The following is a 16,471-nucleotide window of genomic DNA, read 5'->3' on the forward strand; positions in this document are numbered from 1 at the left end:
GCTTGGGTCGGGCCTTTACCTCATCTCCGAGAAATTTGATCTAGAGTCTTAGAACTCCCAAGAGGAGCAACAAGTCGCTAATCATTCTTAATCCATACCATACGTTTAGTAATTGGGTTCCCTTCCAAGCGGCGTAAAGCGGGAGTATTACGGCGTATATCAAGAAGCTAAGAGCTATTAAGAGCGTGCCTTGCGTCCCACCCATTTTATATAGAGTTAAGCCCACTATAGCGATTATCAAGCTACCGGGGATCAAGTAGACCCACTGCGCTAGCGAGAAGAAGGGGTGTTTTACGTTACTGACGCCCCAGACGCAGTAGAGCCTAAGCGCTAAGAAGGCTATTAAGCCCGCTACGGCGTACAACCTCACCCACTTGGCTCGGGAACTTTGGCCGGTAACCTGGAGAAGTTCGGAAATACCTAGCAAGGCCAGTCCCATGAACGCGCCTACCAAGAAGTTCCTCAAGCTCTCGAACGCCTTGTAGTTGGGATCATTAACGAACTTGGTTACATCGTAATTGTATTGGGACTTTATTGTTGATAATAGAGTCCCACCTATGGTGTGAGCTACTGCGTAAAGGAGAACGGAAGTTCCAAAGAAGAGGGCCACCTTACTACCTTCCCTCTTGTAGGCGTAAAGTAGAATAAAACCCACAATATATTCGAGAATTGAGCTTAGTATAGCTGTTAACAGCACTTTACCTTCTCCTGAGTTTGGTATACAAATTAATCCCTTATATTGATGACTCATTACCAAGGCACGTCTTTCAGTCCCAACCAATACGCGATCCTGTTCGTCATAACATGCAACATAACTATTACAAAGGCCATTACCAACCATGGGAACGCTTGGGGTCTCCAACCGCTAGCAACCATTAACGCTGTGGCGCCCAAGAAGAAGTCCAACTGGTCTCCCAAGGGGAAGGGGGCACCTCGGGGCAACCCTATCCTTCTCTTTATAAATGAGAAGAACATGTCTCCCAAAAGGGCTCCTAGCGAACCCATAGATCCGTAGAGGAAGTATCTGAAGTCTTCCGTTCCCACCCATAAGCTAGTTGCAACTGTAATTCCGAACCACATTCCTAGTAGGAAACCTTCCCACGTCTTTCCATCCCCAAGTATTCTCTTACCATCAACGAAGTTCCTTCCGAAGTCAATAGGTGTACCCCTTTTGAGGAAAACTGGTGAGGCGTTACTGACCATTGCTGGTAAGTACATCAGCGCTATTTGCAGCAGCTCGTCTAGCAGTTCACCCAACTAACCCCACCCGAGCTTATCTCGAAGCAGACCAGTTCAATGTTTCCGTTGCATTGTAATTCTAAAAGTCTGTACCCTCCTTCCTTCTCTATTTTACCAATACAGTCAGCCCAAGGTTCAACGAAGTTCCCGTAACTCATTTCTCCTTCGAAACTAACTTGGTGGACCGACACCCTTAAGCCCTTGTTCGACCCTTTCCTCATCAGCCACGAAACAGTCATCGCCACTTTAACTCCAAGCTCTGGAGGCAACGTCCTTAATACGTGACTTACGCTATCGATCGCTATGAAATCGTACTTATCGAAGTTCTTAATTAGGTAAAATAGGAGTTCCTTGAAGTCATCAGCCTTCAATACTTCGCTTTCATCACACTTCAATCTCTCTAAATTAGCAGGGTCTTCCGTTAGAATGTATAAGGATGATCCGCAGTAAACGTTGTTTATCATGTGAAGAACTAAACTCGTTTTACCAACTCCCGCAGGCCCGTAAAGGGCTACGTGACCTTTACTGGGAAAAGGCGTACCCTTTGAGCTTTCTCTCGAGCTCATCGCTGGAGAGCACCTTTACTAATTCGTCCTTCAGTCTTTCCACTAGCTCTTTCAAGTTAAGAGGTAAGTGTTCAGAATACTTTTCCAACTCCTTTTCGTCAACTATCCTAACGAGGAAGTCTCTCACTAAATCTACTTCTAAATCCACGTACCTGGCCTTACATCCCAACACTTCCACCCCGCTGTTTAAGTTAAGGTACATTCCCTTCAATTCCCAGTTAGGACTAAAGTAGGCGTGAATAACGTAGTTCGAGCCTGGCTCTAATATAGTTATTACTCTATCGCCTTTTTCCTTTCTAACGTTAAGTCCATCGTACTTACCTTCGGTCCTAATTTCTCTATATAGAACTAATTTATCGTTATCAATCATCATGATTTTAAATGGTCCTAACCTAATGACGTCCCCATTCAGCTTCTCATGTTCTATTACAAAGCTTCTGCATTCGGCTGCCTTTTCCAAGACGAATTCCTTTACTTTTACGGTATCCTCGTTCCAGTCCCTTGAAAGCTTGTCACCAAGGTCTACGGCCGTAGTTAGGCTCTTCTCTGCTTTGAGTGAGTGATGAAACGGCATTGTAGGAAGAACCTTCCTCCTTATCTCGTCCAGCTTGAACTTATCCTCAAGAATTAAGTTATAAAGCCCCAAGAACTCGCCCTTGTATATGAGTTCACCTACCTTTGCGTCTTTGGCTCTCTCTAGAACTTCCTCTAGTTTAGATCTCAGCTCCTCTAATTCCAATCTCAGGTCAGTAAGGGAGGCCTTTCTCGCGGAGGATCTCCAGTGAACCCTAAAGCCGAGTTGAACCAGATCCCTAGCGACCATCATTAAATCTGGCTTTAACGAGTCAGGAATATGCTTAGAGAAGCTGACTCCAGGCCTTTTGCCCCACATCAGTTCTGAATAAAACCCTTGAACCCTTACTCCTTCTTCCATTAAGACTTCGTCTTTTGGTAGGACCTTACTCTTAACTACTTCCGCGAGTAGAACGCGTCCGCTGTAACAGTTCTCCGTTCTTACCCTTGCGTTGATGCCTTCTACTTCCGTCAAACAGTTCTCATCCACTGCGACCTTGTAAGCAGCATGTAAGTTAGGTCTTGCTATATATCTAGGAGACGTAGTTATGATTTCCTCCAAGGCCTCGAAGACGTCTTTGGACTCTTCGTAGAATCCGTTAACTATTAGGTGATGGGGAGAAGCGTCGGACGTCTTAACTGTTACGTGAGGGGGCTCGGGAGAGCCTTCGTAGCCTCCGAGCCTTTCCTTTAATTTATCACTAACGTCAGAAAGCTCGAATCCTTTATCTAAAAGAATTTTCGCTATGGAGGTGGCGTAAATGCCTCTTACCCTGACTCTAATGCTCATTCTAATCCTTAACCGTCTCCAAGAGGGTCATTATATTCCATATGGTTATTCTGGTGTGAATTGGCATATTCGGGTCTTGCGCTATCTCGTCTAGTGCGCTTATTGCATTGGCTGCCCTGACTCCGGGGCTCAATCTCTCGTCTTCTAGGTGCCTTACTGCTTCGATACACACCCTCCTTATGTTTCTTGGAACGGAGGGGTCGTTTATTATTCTCATCAGCATAGTTAAGGCTTGTCTAATTTTCGCTTCGTTGTCGTACGTACTGGCCACGCAGATCTCACCTCCTCTATAGGGGCTTAGTAGAGGCATTTAAGATCCGTTATTTCCGACTTTAACCTCTTGAAGAAGAATTTCTATTGCCCTTAAGTTCTCCAAGAGATCGTCTATTATTTTATCGTCGTTCGTGAGCTTCTCGAGTATTTGTCTCCCTACATCGGTAATTTTGTAGACGCCGTTGTCGTCTACAGTCATTAAGCCTTCATCTACCATTTTCTTTAAGGTTGGATAGATAGTGCTCTTTGGGGGCACCCACCTACCATTGCTCTTGTTCTTTATTTCCCTTAGAATATCGTATCCGTTCTTAGGCTTTTCGTTTACAGACTTTATAATATATATTTTTAAGGGATTCATTTTGACCTTCCTTTCACCTACATCTACAGTTACTTCGAAGAGCTTTCTCACGACCGACACCCCTAACCGTTTCAACTGTGAACATACGTTATATTCGTAATTGTTATATCTTTATAAATCTCTCTAACTTCTGTGCGACCAATCCTCCCTTCTTGATATCTTCAACCAACCCTCTAAGGGAATCGTAATGTAGAGCGTTAACTTCTCTAGATAAATCCTTCCTCTTTCCTATAACTATTCCTAAATCCGATTTCCTTAGCATCCATGCATCGTTATACCCATCACCAATTGAGATTATTACATCGAACCAAGGTTTTATTTTGTCCACTACTTCGCCCTTGTCTTTAAACGCTGTGTAAACGCCTACTACCTTTCCTTCGTGATAAAGGAATTTCTGGGAAACGAAGTCATCAACCCCTAGTTCGTTAGATATTGGCGATACGAACTCTTCGAAGCCTCCCGAAACAACTATGGTCGTAAAACCGAGTTTCTTTAAGACGGTAACCAGTTCCCGCGCTTCAGGCTTTATCTTGGATAGAGCTAAGGAAGACACTTCCTCTATTAGGCTCTTAGGAGTACCTATTATTGCCTTAACCCTTTCAATAAAGCTTTCGAACCAAGGTTGGCCGCTCAGTCCTCTTTCTAGTAGGTCTCTTAGAACCTCCCCCTTTTCGTGGCGTCTCGATAGCTCTTCCCAGAACTCGTAGTCCAATAAGGTTCCTTCGAGGTCTAGTAAAGCAGCCATCTTCAATGATCGAACCCTTGAAAGGTGGGCATGTAAAATAATAAAAAGGGATTTACCTCGAGGATAGGGCTATTCTCTCTATCTCCTCTTTCTTACTGACTGCGTAGCTCTTCGGATCGTCGTTTGCTGCTGCAACTATTTCCTCGGCTAGCGCTTCTTCAAGTGGTATAGTACTCTTGAAAGACTTCAATCTGGCTCCTTCCGCAATGAATCGCAAAGCTAGATCAACCCTTCTTTGGGGACTGACGTCCACTGCTACGTGATAAACTATACCACCGTACATTATTCTAGTGGTCTCTTCCCTAGGCGCTGCGTTCTCTATTGCCCTCACTAATACTTGGAGTGGATTTTGACCTGTTTGCAAGTATATTATATCGAAAGCTTTCTCTACCACATTGTATATCTTGGCCTTCTTACCCATGTTCCTCCCGGGTCTCATTAACTTATTTATTAACCTCTCAACTATCGGTACTTCAGCTTTTCCGAACCTCCTCTTCTCGTGTCTACCAGCCGTGTAGGGAGTCCAGACAGGCCTTAGGGATATGTACTTTTTCAGGCTAGGGTCCCTTATCTCGACTCCGTCGAAGTCCCACTTACCGAAGAGCTTTGGTTCCAACGGACTTATGGTCTCCCTTTCCAACTTGCCGCCTACCCCTACTCCACCACGTCGGTGCAATTAAATACTATGTCTTTAATTACAATTCACAAATTAGATCTTTTTAGAACTTAAAGTTGCGCATTAGAGTTCATAAGCGGAACCAAATCGGTAAGGCTACTGGGTTGAGAACCATTGGGACGTGAAATCAAAGTCGTGAATGTTGAAGCCTTGATAAAGCCGCTACCGCCGCAGATACCGACGCTAGTATTATACCTAGAGGACGGGAGGGAGTTCGTACTGTACAACGTCCCTTATGAAGTGGTTAAAAGCATCAACAAACTACAAGGCGTTAGTATAAGAGAGAGACCTAGGGAAACTATCTTCGACTTGTTTACCTACTTCAAAGGCATTAGAGACGAGCTCGAGAAAATAGTTGAGAAAGTCGTAATAGATGAGGTAGATGAATACACTGGCCTCTATACCGCTAAGCTTTACATAAACTTGAAAGCGATGAAGATGATCATACCGATGGTACCTAGTCATGCCATATACATAGCACTCGTAGTGGAGAAACCGATTTACGTCGATGAAAGTTTAATAAAGAATAAAGAAGACTACGAGGTTTAAATGTTTACTTGATTTACCTCACTGGCTTCTGCTTCTTCCCTTTCAAGATAGCGTCGAGGGATACACCGTTTACTAAAACTACCTTGTATCTGACTCCTGGGATGTCACCCATCGATCTTCCTCTTGGACCGCCGATACCTACTATCACCACTTCGTCGTGTTCGGAAATTACGTTCAAACCACCGTCTCCTGGTACGAATGCAGTAACGACCTTACCGTTCTTTACTAATTGAACCCTAACGCACTTTCTTATTGCGGAGTTAGGCTTTCTCGCCTCTACGCCTACCTTTTCAAGGACTATTCCCTTGGCCATAGGAGCTCCTTCTAATGGGTCGTACTTCTCCTTTAGCTTCAACATTCTCCTCTTGAACTCCCTCTGACTCCATCTGAACTTCAATCTCTTCCTCTCTAGCTTCCTAGCCGCATACAGCCCGTTAGGAGCTTTCTTACCGGGCACCGCACGTTCACCCCTTTACACTACTACTAAGTTGTCGATATCGAAATGCCTTTTAAGAATTAATCGAGCCTTATGTACGTTTCTACCGTTCTTACCTATAGCTATCCCCTTATCCGCTTCAGCTATCCTTACGTATACTGTTTTTACCTTCCCAGTCCTGTTTACCTTTACGCTCTCCACTTTGGCTGGCATGAAAATGTTCTTGATACACTCCTCTAGGTTTTCAGAGAATGGAACCACTTCTACGTCCTTCTTCAAGAGTTCCTTCAATGTCTTTATCTTAGCACCTCTTCTACCTATTGCCTTCCCTACTTCTTCTGGTCTGACTAAAGCTATTACCCTATTGAACTTATCATCTATAATGCAATCTATGGGGGAAGCGCCAGTTATATCGCTAAAAATCTGCATGCATTGAAATTCTTCATGAGTTAAAAGCACGTCCTTAGGCATCTCTCACGTTCACCTCACGTTGCTCTCCCTTCTAATAGCATCTACTATCTTTGAGTCGCCTTCATCTATTATTGCTAACGCACTGACTACGAAGGGCTTGGCACACAAGGTGCCTAGTTCCTTACTAGTGCCCGGATAGACGTATACTGGTATATCGCCTAGTTTCGCGTAATATAATATGTCTCGCCTTACCTCCGTAGGTGCGTTCTGCGCTACAATAGCCGCCTTTGCCTTTCCTAATTTCAAGAGCTTTATTGTAGTCTTCGCTCCGAGCTTCACTTCTCCCGTTCTCAATGCCGTCTTCAACTCAGCTTCTACTGCGGTCACGATTCATCACCGTGAGCTTCTGGGGTCGGGGTAGCTTTAACTACTTGTCTTTTCGCTAGCGCTTGAGGATTTAGAAGTAACGTCACCATTCCGGTTCCTAAAGGTATCGGCTGGCCTATTATTATGTTCTCAATTACTCCCCTTAATTCGTCAACTTCCCCGAACACAGCCGCCTCGGCTAACTGCTTAACTGTTACTTCGAAGGAAGCTCTCGCTAGAACGCTCTCCTTAGTTCCAGCTATTCCGTGTCTACCTACTTGCCTGACTTCTCCCATCCAAGTCATTGCGTCAGCTAGTAGTAAGATGTGCCTAACGTCTACGTCCAAACCCTGGTTCTCCAAGACATCTAGGATTTCGTTAACTATTGCGTTCCTAGCCGCCTCTATTCCCAAGACTGCTTCTATTTCCTTAATGCTATTTGTAACCGTTCTCGTGGGATCTACGCCTTCTACTTGTAGAACTTGAGCTAAGTTCGATCCATCCGTTACCAATACGTACTCATTTTCCCTATGTTGGACTATTACTCTATTTACGTCCTTTATTCCCTTTATCTTGATGTTAAGTATCTTATCTTTTATCTTCTGGATATCCATTATGCTCAAGGTAGCATCAGTTCCAAGCCTAATTATAACAGCGTACTCGTCGTCGGGGCTAGGTTCTGCCTTACCCTTCACCCTAGACTTGTTTATGGCCCTTATGACGTCCTCCCTCGTTAAACCTTTGTCTTCTAGCATGTCCGGGTCCAACCTTATTATTATTGCGTTTTCATACCAATCTATTTCAATAGTATCGGTGACGTTCTCTACCTTCGTCATTTCTATTCTTCTAGCCACTTCAAGCGCCTTCTCCTTATCGTATCTATGTTCTTCATCCAAGTACACGGTCATCATGGGAGTGCTCGGAGTCTTCCTAGCGTCAACTATTTCTATGAGTCTGGGTAAACCTAGGGTTACGTTGAATTCCTTTACACCTGCGTAGTGGAAGGTTCTCAAGGTCATTTGTGTAGATGGTTCGCCTATTGACTGCGCGGCCACAGTACCGACTGCTTCACCGGGTTCCACTAAAGCTCTCAAGTAATATCGGAACGTAAGTTCAACTATCTTCTTTACTTGACCCTTCGTAACGTCCGGCTTCGATTCAATGAGCTTCTTCAAGCTCTCTTTAAGGTTGTCAATGAACGTTGGCCTGGAAATTACCCCTAGTTCTTCCCTTACCGTTCTCTCGTAGTTATCAACTAATTCGTAGGCGTATTGGATCAACTCGCTCAATCTAACCTCACCCCGGTAACTTTTTCTATTACGTGCTTAACATCAACCGATTCACCGTGGGCGCTTCTCATTGGATCAACTCCGTCATCACCGTAAATGGTTTGGTAAACCTCTCCCTTCGCTCCCTTAACCATTCCATCGTAGTCTACCTTCAAGTCTTGAAGAGCATTAATCAACCTCCTCTGCATGTAACCGGACTGACTAGTTCTTACAGCCGTGTCCACGAGACCTTCTCTACCACCAGCCGCGTGGAAGAACACCTCAGTTGGAGTTAGTCCCTCGTAGAACGAATGCTTTACGAAACCCCTTGCGTCGGGTCTAATGTCTCCCCACTTGAAGTGAGGCAACGTTCTCTTTCTGTATCCTCTCTTAATTCTCTCACCTCTAACGGATTGCTGACCCAACATAGCTGCCATCTGCGTTAAGTTCAGTATGTTACCTCTTGCGCCCGCTCTTGCCATTATTACGGCGTTGTTCAACGGGCTTAAGTACTTCGCAGCTATTTCACCAGCCTTGTCTCTTGCCTTAGCTAGAACGTCCATTATAAGTAACTCAAGGGTCTCTTCGAGAGTTCTTCCAGGTAAGGGTTCTAGCAAACCGTTTTGATAGTCCTCGATGAGCTTGTCTACCTCAGCGTACGCCTCCTCTATAGCTTTCTCTATTTCCTTCTTCGCTTCTTCAGGAAGCTTAACGTCGTCATACCTTGTAGTGAATCCCTTCTTTTCTGTGAACTTCAAGAACATCTTAAAGGCGGTATCGTATATCTCTCTCGCCTTCTCTGGTCCGTATTCGTAAACTAGCCAGAACATTAAGCTCTTCGGTTGTTCATGTCCAATGGACTTCTTGTCCAGGACGCCTTGGACCAATTCACCGTTTCTAACCACTACGAAGGAGTCATGGAAACAGTACTCGTTATCACATTTGAGCTCTCCAGTTGCAATGTTAGCCTTACCCGAGTAGTTGAAGTCCTTGGGAAGGAACACCGAGAACAACCTCTTTCCTGTCCAAACCTTCTTGGGGCTTATGAACGCTGGTTCGGGCATTTCGCCGGTATAACCCGTTACTCCCAATAGCTCGGCAACGTCTTTCTCATCTAGTAGCGTTGCCACTGTGGTTAGTAAGTACGCTCCGGAAATGTAATCCTGAAGACCTCCTATTATTGGACCGCCGTATCTCGGACTCAATATGTGCTTCTCGACGAGCATTAGCTCTCTAGCTTCGGCCCTAGCCTCTTCGCTTTGTGGAACGTGAAGGTTCATTTCGTCTCCGTCGAAGTCAGCGTTATAAGGCGGACAGACTAATGGGTTCAATCTGAAGGTTCTTCCCGGTAGAATCCTCACCAGGTGTGCCATTATGCTCATTCTATGGAGAGATGGTTGTCTGTTGAACAGAACCACGTCCCCGTTCTGTAAGTGCCTTTCTATGATGTAACCGGGTTTTAGTGCACTAGCGAGCTCCTTCCTATCTTTCCTAAACTTCAAGTCTATCCTCTGTCCCTGTGGTGTAATTACGTAGTTCGCTCCGGGCCATCTCTCGGGGCCATTTATTACTAATTGTCTCATCTCTTCGATGTTCCAAGGCGTTACCCTTACTGGAACGGTCAATATCTTCGCTACTTCTTCAGGTACTCCCACCTCATTGATTGAAATGTTGGGATCGGGAGATATTACGGTTCTTGCAGAGAAGTCGACTCTCTTACCTGATAGATTAGCTCTGAACCTTCCTTCTTTACCCTTCAACCTCTGAGCTATGGTCCTCAGCGGCTTACCGGACCTGTGCCTGGATGGAGGTACTCCGGGAATTTCGTTATCGAAGAACGTGGCCACGTGGTACTGAAGCAAGTCCCATAGGTTCTCAATCATTGCTTCGGAGGCTCCGCTCTCTAGGTTGTCCCTTAGCTTGTTGTTTATCCTTACTATATCGGCTAGCTTGTGCGTTAGATCGTCTTCAGACCTAATTCCGCTCTCTAAGACTATCGAAGGCCTTACGGGAATGGGAGGTACTGGTAACACCGTTAGAACGAGCCATTCGGGCCTCGCTTCCTTGGGATCGAAACCAAGCAGTCTCGCGTGGTGATCCGGGATTAGTGCTAATCTCTTCTGCACGTCTATTGGAGTTAACTTAGATACTTGCGTTTCTCGCTCTTCCAAGAACTTATACGGTTTCTCTAATCTAACTTTATACTGCTTCGCTCCACAGTGTGGGCAAGTTTGCGCTTTAGCAGCCTTTTTCTTTATGTAGCTTACTAGTCTCTTCGCATGTAATGGCCACTTGTTAGTCAACCTCTCATATAAGTCTAAATACTCTTCAATTTCGTCTTCATTGAGTTTTAACTTCCCGCAGCGCCTACACGTAGCTCTCAGAGCGTCGTAAATGTATTGAATGAAGACGTAGTGATAAACCGGTTTAGCCAACTCAATTGAGCCGAAGTGGCCGGGACAGTCGTGCATTGTATTACCGCAAGTGGGGCACTTTTGTCCCGGATTCACTACTCCCATTCTAGGATCCATTATACCTCCTTCAATGGGCATACCGGCCTCGTCGTAGGCCCTGTCGCTGACTATCGTTACTCTGGACATTTGCCTTATTTCGTGGGGCGAGAGTATTCCGAACTTTATCTCTTTTATTATTTTATCTATTCTTTGAACTTTGGATCTTATTCTGGGAGCTGGTTTACGTACCATAAAATTTGCCCACTAAGGGTCGCTGGCGGTAGTATAAAAGGTATAACTCCCAAGCGCTCGCTCAGTTAAAACTCTCGGTAGGGTCTATCTAAATAAAGTGGGGAAGAGTGCTGTCAGCCGACCTAGACGATATACTCGAAGACGTCTTTGAAAGGGTATCGAAGTCAAGGATATTTAAGAACAGGGACGTGTTAATGCCCGATTTCCTACCTAATAGATTACCCCACCGAGAGGAACAGATAAGGAAGGTAGCTAGCGTGTTAGCCCAAGCCCTCAAGGGCTATAGACCCAACAACCTATTCCTTTACGGCTTAACCGGAACGGGTAAGACTGCCGTAGTTAAGCTCGTTACAAAGAAATTAAGTGAAAAGGCCCGCGAAAGGGGCGTTAGACTCAAGGTCGCTTTCGTTAATACTAAGAGGGACGATACCCCCTATAGAGTGCTTTCTAAACTCTTGGAGAACATAGGATTCCGGGTTCCCCCTACAGGAATTGCTACTGCCCAACTTTACGCTAATTTCAAGAGGCTTTTAGACAAGCGAGACTTACTACTAATAATAGTGCTCGACGAGATCGATTACCACGTTAAGAAACACGGTGACGATTTGCTTTACAAGCTCACAAGGATAAACGAGGAACTGAGGAACTCTAAAGTATCTATAATAGGAATAACTAACGACGTGAACTTCACGAGCTGGTTAGATCCTAGGGTTAAAAGTTCTCTAAGTGAAGAAGAGTTGGTGTTTCCACCCTACACTGCCCCTCAACTTGAAGACATATTAAGAGATAGGGCGCAAATGGCCTTCGAGGATGAGGCTCTCGAGGAAGGCGTGATACCCTTCTGTGCCGCCCTCGCCGCTAGGGAAAGAGGTGATGCGAGGAAAGCGCTCGATTTACTTAGAGTGGCTGGGGAGCTAGCGGAAAGGGAAGGGAGAAACAAAGTAACTACGGAGCACGTTAAGAAGGCATGGGAACAAATAGAGAAGGATAGGGTAATAGAAGTCGTTAGGTCATTACCGCTCCATAGCAAATTGATACTATTGGCTATAGCTAAGTTGACTAAGGACGGAACGGTTACTTACACCGGCGAAGTATACAAGCTCTACAAAGAGTTCACTTCGGATTTAGGAATAGAGACGTTAACTCTAAGGAGGGTCAGTGATCTGATAGGTGAACTAGATATGCTTGGCTTGATTAGCACGCAAGTAGTCAGTAGGGGTAAGAGGGGGATGACCAGAGTAATAAACTTGGAGAGCGATTACAAGTCCGTGATAAAGGGCCTTAAAGATGATCCCAGAGTGGCCGAAATCGCTGGCCTCATTTGATGACGGTAAGTTCACTAAGGAACTATGTCCCGTAGTGATCGTTAAAACAGAGGGCTTCCCTCCAGACGTAATCGAATTGGCGTTCTTAAGGCTCTATAAAGATCCAGGAGACGTAACGGGATTGATTAACCCATTCTTGAAAAACGTTGACCTAATTCTCATTGATAGCATAACTATCTGCGGACTAGGGTTCGTGGATCCCTCTAACTTCCCTTCGAAAGCAGTAATCGTGAGCAAGTTCGTCCCAAATATAAGAAAGGCGTACGAAAAGGCGTATGAGTTATATGGAAACGATCGATTTCGCGAAGTTGCAGAAGAGTATCTAAAGAGGGTTAAATGCGTCAAATTAAAACATGGGAAGATCTGTATAGCTCCCTATGGCTTAGAATTCGAGTACGCATTGAAAATTGTTAGGAAGAGAACGTTGGTAGATCCGCTTCCTGAGGAGGTCAGACTCTCGGATTCAGTGGCCTCGGCCCTAGGGAAGTGGCTCAACGGTTAACGCCTTCCAGTTAACAGCTTATCTAGCGCATCAACTATCAAGTTCGAGATGCTTTCTACTCTTACGAAGTCCGGGTAATCTCTATATAACGTGTTCGCTGTAATGAGTTCCTCGACTCCAGCTTCCTTTAACTTCTGTGGAGCGTTCCCAACGAGTAGTGCGTGAACTATTATTGGGATGACTTTCTTGGCACCGTTCTCCCTCAGTATTTTAGTAGCTAACGCTAGGGTACCTCCCGTTGAGACGATGTCGTCTACTAATAGTGCCATTTTGCCCTTAACCACATCAATTTCGTTAACAGTCATGCTTACTTCACCAGTTACCCTGTCCCTAAACTTTTCCAAGAAAGTCCAAGGTGCGTCTATCTCATTAGCTACCTCTTGAGCGTACTGAGAGGCTCCCTTATCTGGCGCTACAACAACTATTTCGTCTGATTCCTTCGTTACCCTTTTAGCCAATTCCGGCAAAGCGTTTAAGTTAATTGAAGTCCCGCTGAAGTGCGCTAACGAATGTTCCTTATGTATGTTTACTACAACTAGGTTGTCCACTTCAAACGAATTAAGGATATGGAAGATAGCTTTTATTGACACAGCTTCTCCTTCACGGAACCTCCTATCTTGCCTGGCGTAAGGCATGTAAGGCATGACGAGTGTTATACTCTTCGCACCTAAGTCGTTCAATACGTCCAATGTAAGGAAGAGCTCCATGAGGCGATCGTTCTGGTCTTCGAAACCAGTATGAACTAGAACTACGTTCTCGTCTGACACCTTAAAAGGTATTCTTACGTAATTCTCACCATCGGGGAACTTCTTCTTCTCTATCTGTTGCGCCTTTAGACCTAAGGCTTCCTCTAGTTCGCTACACAACCCCTTAGGTGGAGTCAAGCATGCGAGGATCATTACTTACTTCCCGTCTTAATAAAGCGTAGAAAGCAATTATAATGGAGGCGCTTCAGAGATTTTTCAATAAAGGTTACGGACGCAATCCCATCCCTAATTGATAGGTGATGAGTTTTCGTGGGATGAACGCCACTCCCCGGACCGATGGGTGAGGAATAGTTAAGGATGGGTGACCTACTCTTTCCAGTATTCCAATCTATGCCTGCTCTTTATCGACCTCATTTTCATCTCTAGCTTATGGTAAACGGTCCCGTGCATTAGTCCCTCCATCAAACTCATTACTGCTTCCTTTACTGCCTCTACGCTTTCGTAATCACCTATTATTGCTACTTTACCTTCTGAGATGCTTATCTTAGTTCCACTTATTTTCTCTAGATTCCTCTTCGCTTTCCCCTTCTTTCCTATTATCCTACCTAATATCCTCCTAAGTTCTTTCTCATTCTTGTGATCTAGCATATAATCCCTTACGTCAACCACTTCCATTACCATTTCGTCTGACAATAAGGATAGGGCGTCCTCTAACTCGAAGCCTAAGGAGAGAGCAGATATTACGTCTCTCGCCTTCATTATTTCGATCGGAGTCGTTTCCTCTGTTGGTTCTATTACTACTCTCCCACCTTCCTCGATACTTATCTTGGTTCTAGTTAACCTCTCTATTTCGTTTATTTCGGATCTGTCTTTGAGGAACTTAGAGGCCTTTTCGGGAGGAATTAATAAGTAAAATTTGGTTCCTACGGTCAAGGCTCAACACCGGAGGTTTCGCATTTCAATTGTAAAAATCCCTGTTATTTAACGTTTAATTCCAAGACCTCGGCATTCAACGCCTTCATCACCTATCAAGGGGGCAACACTCCTCATCGGTCAGAACCAACTCACCTGACTCTCAAAGAACCTCTTAACTGCTATGACTCTCTCAATTGCTTCGCTAGGTGACCTAGTAGGTTCCTCCCGAACCTCCTCCCAAAGCTCTTCCTTACCACTTAAGCCTATTAATTCGGCCATCATGGCTCTGACGGAATTCTCTCCGTAGCCACCTCCTCCAGCACCTATAATTGGTATTCCGAAGCTGGAAAGTAACTCCCCTATTCTCTTATAGGTATTAGTAGTTAGGTTCAGTACACCACCTATGGGATCTCCTCTATGACCATCAACACCCATTTGGGCAACTATTAAATCTGGTTCGAACGAGTTAACGGCTCTCTCAACTATTAGTTCCAATGCCTTCAAGTAAGCTTCGTCTCCAGCCCAAGGGGGTAGCGGAACGTTTAGGCTATAGCCGTAACCGTTACCTCTTCCAAGCTCTGAATAATGTCCAGTACCGGGATAGAAGCCAGGGAAGTAGGCGTGTATACTAACAGTTAGTACGTCATCTCTTTCATAAAAAATTTCTTGGGTCCCGTTTCCGTGATGGGCATCGAAATCCAGATAAGCGACTCTCTTCCCTTCTTCAGTTGCCTTCTGAATTAAGACTGCTACGTCGTTTAGCGGACAGAACCCACTTGCTTCACATCTACTAGCGTGATGAAGACCTCCATAAGGGGAATAGAAGATCTTATCCTCGAGGTGTTGGTAACCGTAATACAGTGCCCCTAAGATAGCTTCTAAAACCTCAGCTGAGCCCTCGTAGACGTACGTATCTCCGTAATCTAGAACACCGCCTCTCTTATTTAGCTCCAAGACCGCTTCTATGAGCTCTAGACAATGAACTTTCGCGTATTCGCTTATAGGCACCTTCCCTGTCTCAACTAATGGAAACTTTCCTTCGGCGACCTCCCTAAATTTTTTCATTCTAGAGGTCCAAGCGGGAACCACACTAGGAGGAGCGAAGAACGTTTTGGTAAAAAGGTCGTTCCATCCTACCTTCAACTCAGATCAACCTATTTTGATTTGAGGTATTGGTGCACCGTTAAATGTGGTCATTTGGTTGGAGGTGGCTAGCAAGCCCGTAGCTCCGGTCTGCTCAAAGAACGATTGAACCTTCTCTTCTATTTCGAAACTCGCTTTAGATAGCTCCGGAATTTCTCTATCCATTACCCTTACGTTGATTAGAATCTCTTTGAGTCTCAAACCCGTTACTGGGGTTACCATTTTGTCTCCTCCCAAGAAGGATTCTTCGAACTCGCTTTCGTGAACTTTTAACTTAGGAGCGATATAGTTGTCTATAATGTATCTTATGAACTTCATCTCCTTACTCGCTTCAACGTAGCCGAAGAGGGCACCACTAGATAGGAGCATACTGTAAGCTTGAGTTCTTATCGCGTCTTCTACTTCGTTCATTTGCTTTTGACTCTTTAACAAGAAGTCCATTACTTCAAGGAACGTGTTTAGATCGAGCGCTTGGGTAGTTATGTTAACTGTAATGTTAAATGGGTCAACTATAGTATTGGAATTAACGTATAGCTCGTCGTAGACTATAAAAGAGAGGAGAGACGCCGTTGCCCCTAACCTAAGGGGTGCTATAACGTTAACCTTGCTGAAAGATAAGTCCTCTATGAGCTTTTTCGTTAATTCAGTTACCCTTATGTCGCCTCCGAAGGCCGTTAGGTGAAACCAAAGTTTGTCGCAGCCACTATCCTTAAGTTTCTTTAAGTACTGAGATAAGAGTGTGGCAAACACTACTGAATCCAGTGGTTGCGCGGAAGCCACCTTTGAACTAAATAGAAGTAAGCACGAATTCTTCTCAATGCCCTTCAACCGGGCTTCGTAGTCTCTTATAGAACCCATTAATTCTTGCAAATTCGGTTGAGGAGGCATAACTGGTTGGTTAGGTATACCAAATATGTTCAAATT

General features: G+C 44.8%; 20 protein-coding genes. 3 read left to right on the top strand and 17 right to left on the bottom strand.

The window, feature by feature from the left end; all coding sequences use genetic code 11:
• Positions 1-40: 40 nt before the first annotated feature.
• Genes EYM_RS06785 through EYM_RS06820 form a run of 8 tightly spaced genes read right to left on the bottom strand, consistent with a single transcriptional unit; the run spans position 41 to position 5,184 of the window.
• Positions 41-751: a hypothetical protein gene (locus EYM_RS06785; RefSeq protein WP_157058799.1), complete on the bottom strand. Its 711-nt coding sequence runs from the start codon at positions 749-751 to the stop codon at positions 41-43.
• On the bottom strand, positions 751-1,257 hold the full coding sequence (locus EYM_RS06790) for a CDP-2,3-bis-(O-geranylgeranyl)-sn-glycerol synthase (protein WP_236943411.1): 507 nt from the start codon (positions 1,255-1,257) through the stop codon (positions 751-753). Before EYM_RS06790 ends, EYM_RS06785 begins: the two co-directional genes overlap by 1 nt.
• Positions 1,242-1,805, bottom strand: a complete 564-nt coding sequence (locus EYM_RS06795) for an AAA family ATPase (protein ID WP_075050355.1) — start codon at positions 1,803-1,805, stop codon at positions 1,242-1,244. The genes EYM_RS06790 and EYM_RS06795 overlap by 16 nt, the downstream gene beginning before the upstream one ends.
• Entirely contained in the window at positions 1,762-3,168 is a 1,407-nt protein-coding gene (locus tag EYM_RS06800; protein ID WP_075050357.1) for a ribonuclease FAU-1 family protein, read from the bottom strand. Before EYM_RS06800 ends, EYM_RS06795 begins: the two co-directional genes overlap by 44 nt.
• A 1-nt stretch (position 3,169) precedes the next feature.
• Positions 3,170-3,439 carry a stationary phase-response protein gene (locus EYM_RS06805; RefSeq protein WP_075050654.1) on the bottom strand — a complete coding sequence of 90 codons (270 nt, stop codon included), beginning with the start codon at positions 3,437-3,439 and terminating at the stop codon, positions 3,170-3,172.
• A gap of 39 nt (positions 3,440-3,478) precedes the next feature.
• Positions 3,479-3,850 carry a PadR family transcriptional regulator gene (locus EYM_RS06810; protein WP_075050359.1) on the bottom strand — a complete coding sequence of 124 codons (372 nt, stop codon included), beginning with the start codon at positions 3,848-3,850 and terminating at the stop codon, positions 3,479-3,481.
• A gap of 52 nt (positions 3,851-3,902) precedes the next feature.
• Complete coding sequence (locus tag EYM_RS06815; protein ID WP_236943458.1) at positions 3,903-4,544, bottom strand: HAD family hydrolase; 642 nt, start codon at positions 4,542-4,544, stop codon at positions 3,903-3,905.
• A gap of 52 nt (positions 4,545-4,596) precedes the next feature.
• Entirely contained in the window at positions 4,597-5,184 is a 588-nt protein-coding gene (locus EYM_RS06820) for a 30S ribosomal protein S7 (RefSeq protein ID WP_075050362.1), read from the bottom strand.
• A 150-nt stretch (positions 5,185-5,334) separates the two neighbouring features.
• Here EYM_RS06820 and EYM_RS06825 point away from each other — a divergent pair, with 150 nt between their 5' ends.
• A complete protein-coding gene (locus EYM_RS06825; RefSeq protein ID WP_075050363.1) occupies positions 5,335-5,769 on the top strand; it encodes a bifunctional nuclease family protein in 435 nt (144 codons plus the stop codon).
• Between the two features lie 13 nt (positions 5,770-5,782).
• On the opposite strand, the gene EYM_RS06830 is transcribed toward EYM_RS06825, so the two are convergent.
• The 5 genes from EYM_RS06830 to rpoA1 are packed head-to-tail and all read right to left on the bottom strand — an operon-like array spanning position 5,783 to position 10,955.
• On the bottom strand, positions 5,783-6,226 hold the full coding sequence (locus tag EYM_RS06830) for a 30S ribosomal protein S12 (RefSeq protein WP_075050365.1): 444 nt from the start codon (positions 6,224-6,226) through the stop codon (positions 5,783-5,785).
• Between the two features lie 15 nt (positions 6,227-6,241).
• Positions 6,242-6,676, bottom strand: coding sequence for a NusA-like transcription termination signal-binding factor (locus tag EYM_RS06835; RefSeq protein WP_075050366.1), 435 nt, complete (start codon positions 6,674-6,676; stop codon positions 6,242-6,244).
• 9 nt (positions 6,677-6,685) lie between these two features.
• The gene (locus tag EYM_RS06840) at positions 6,686-7,003 is read right to left on the bottom strand and encodes a 50S ribosomal protein L30e (protein WP_075050368.1); all 318 of its coding nucleotides are present in this window, start codon (positions 7,001-7,003) and stop codon (positions 6,686-6,688) included.
• A complete protein-coding gene (gene rpoA2, locus EYM_RS06845; RefSeq protein ID WP_075050369.1) occupies positions 7,000-8,271 on the bottom strand; it encodes a DNA-directed RNA polymerase subunit A'' in 1,272 nt (423 codons plus the stop codon). The genes EYM_RS06840 and rpoA2 overlap by 4 nt, the downstream gene beginning before the upstream one ends.
• The gene (gene rpoA1, locus EYM_RS06850) at positions 8,268-10,955 is read right to left on the bottom strand and encodes a DNA-directed RNA polymerase subunit A' (protein ID WP_075050371.1); all 2,688 of its coding nucleotides are present in this window, start codon (positions 10,953-10,955) and stop codon (positions 8,268-8,270) included. The genes rpoA2 and rpoA1 overlap by 4 nt, the downstream gene beginning before the upstream one ends.
• 107 nt (positions 10,956-11,062) lie before the next feature.
• Between rpoA1 and EYM_RS06855 the strand changes: the two genes are divergently transcribed.
• Both EYM_RS06855 and EYM_RS06860 read left to right on the top strand, forming a co-directional pair.
• Positions 11,063-12,280, top strand: a complete 1,218-nt coding sequence (locus EYM_RS06855) for a Cdc6/Cdc18 family protein (RefSeq protein ID WP_075050372.1) — start codon at positions 11,063-11,065, stop codon at positions 12,278-12,280.
• Positions 12,243-12,782 (top strand): endonuclease dU, encoded by a 540-nt coding sequence (locus tag EYM_RS06860; protein ID WP_075050373.1) that lies wholly within the window; start codon positions 12,243-12,245, stop codon positions 12,780-12,782. The genes EYM_RS06855 and EYM_RS06860 overlap by 38 nt, the downstream gene beginning before the upstream one ends.
• On the opposite strand, the gene prs is transcribed toward EYM_RS06860, so the two are convergent.
• The 4 genes from prs to EYM_RS06880 all read right to left on the bottom strand — a co-directional run bounded on the left by prs (position 12,779) and on the right by EYM_RS06880 (position 16,468).
• Entirely contained in the window at positions 12,779-13,681 is a 903-nt protein-coding gene (gene prs / locus EYM_RS06865; RefSeq protein ID WP_075050375.1) for a ribose-phosphate diphosphokinase, read from the bottom strand. The genes EYM_RS06860 and prs overlap by 4 nt on opposite strands.
• A gap of 174 nt (positions 13,682-13,855) precedes the next feature.
• Complete coding sequence (locus EYM_RS06870) at positions 13,856-14,422, bottom strand: KH domain-containing protein (RefSeq protein WP_075050376.1); 567 nt, start codon at positions 14,420-14,422, stop codon at positions 13,856-13,858.
• A 120-nt stretch (positions 14,423-14,542) separates the two neighbouring features.
• Positions 14,543-15,469: a histone deacetylase family protein gene (locus EYM_RS06875; protein ID WP_157058800.1), complete on the bottom strand. Its 927-nt coding sequence runs from the start codon at positions 15,467-15,469 to the stop codon at positions 14,543-14,545.
• A gap of 84 nt (positions 15,470-15,553) precedes the next feature.
• On the bottom strand, positions 15,554-16,468 hold the full coding sequence (locus EYM_RS06880) for a hypothetical protein (RefSeq protein ID WP_075050378.1): 915 nt from the start codon (positions 16,466-16,468) through the stop codon (positions 15,554-15,556).
• Positions 16,469-16,471: the final 3 nt, after the last annotated feature.

This window comes from Ignicoccus islandicus DSM 13165 (assembly GCF_001481685.1).
Classification (GTDB): domain Archaea; phylum Thermoproteota; class Thermoprotei_A; order Sulfolobales; family Ignicoccaceae; genus Ignicoccus; species Ignicoccus islandicus.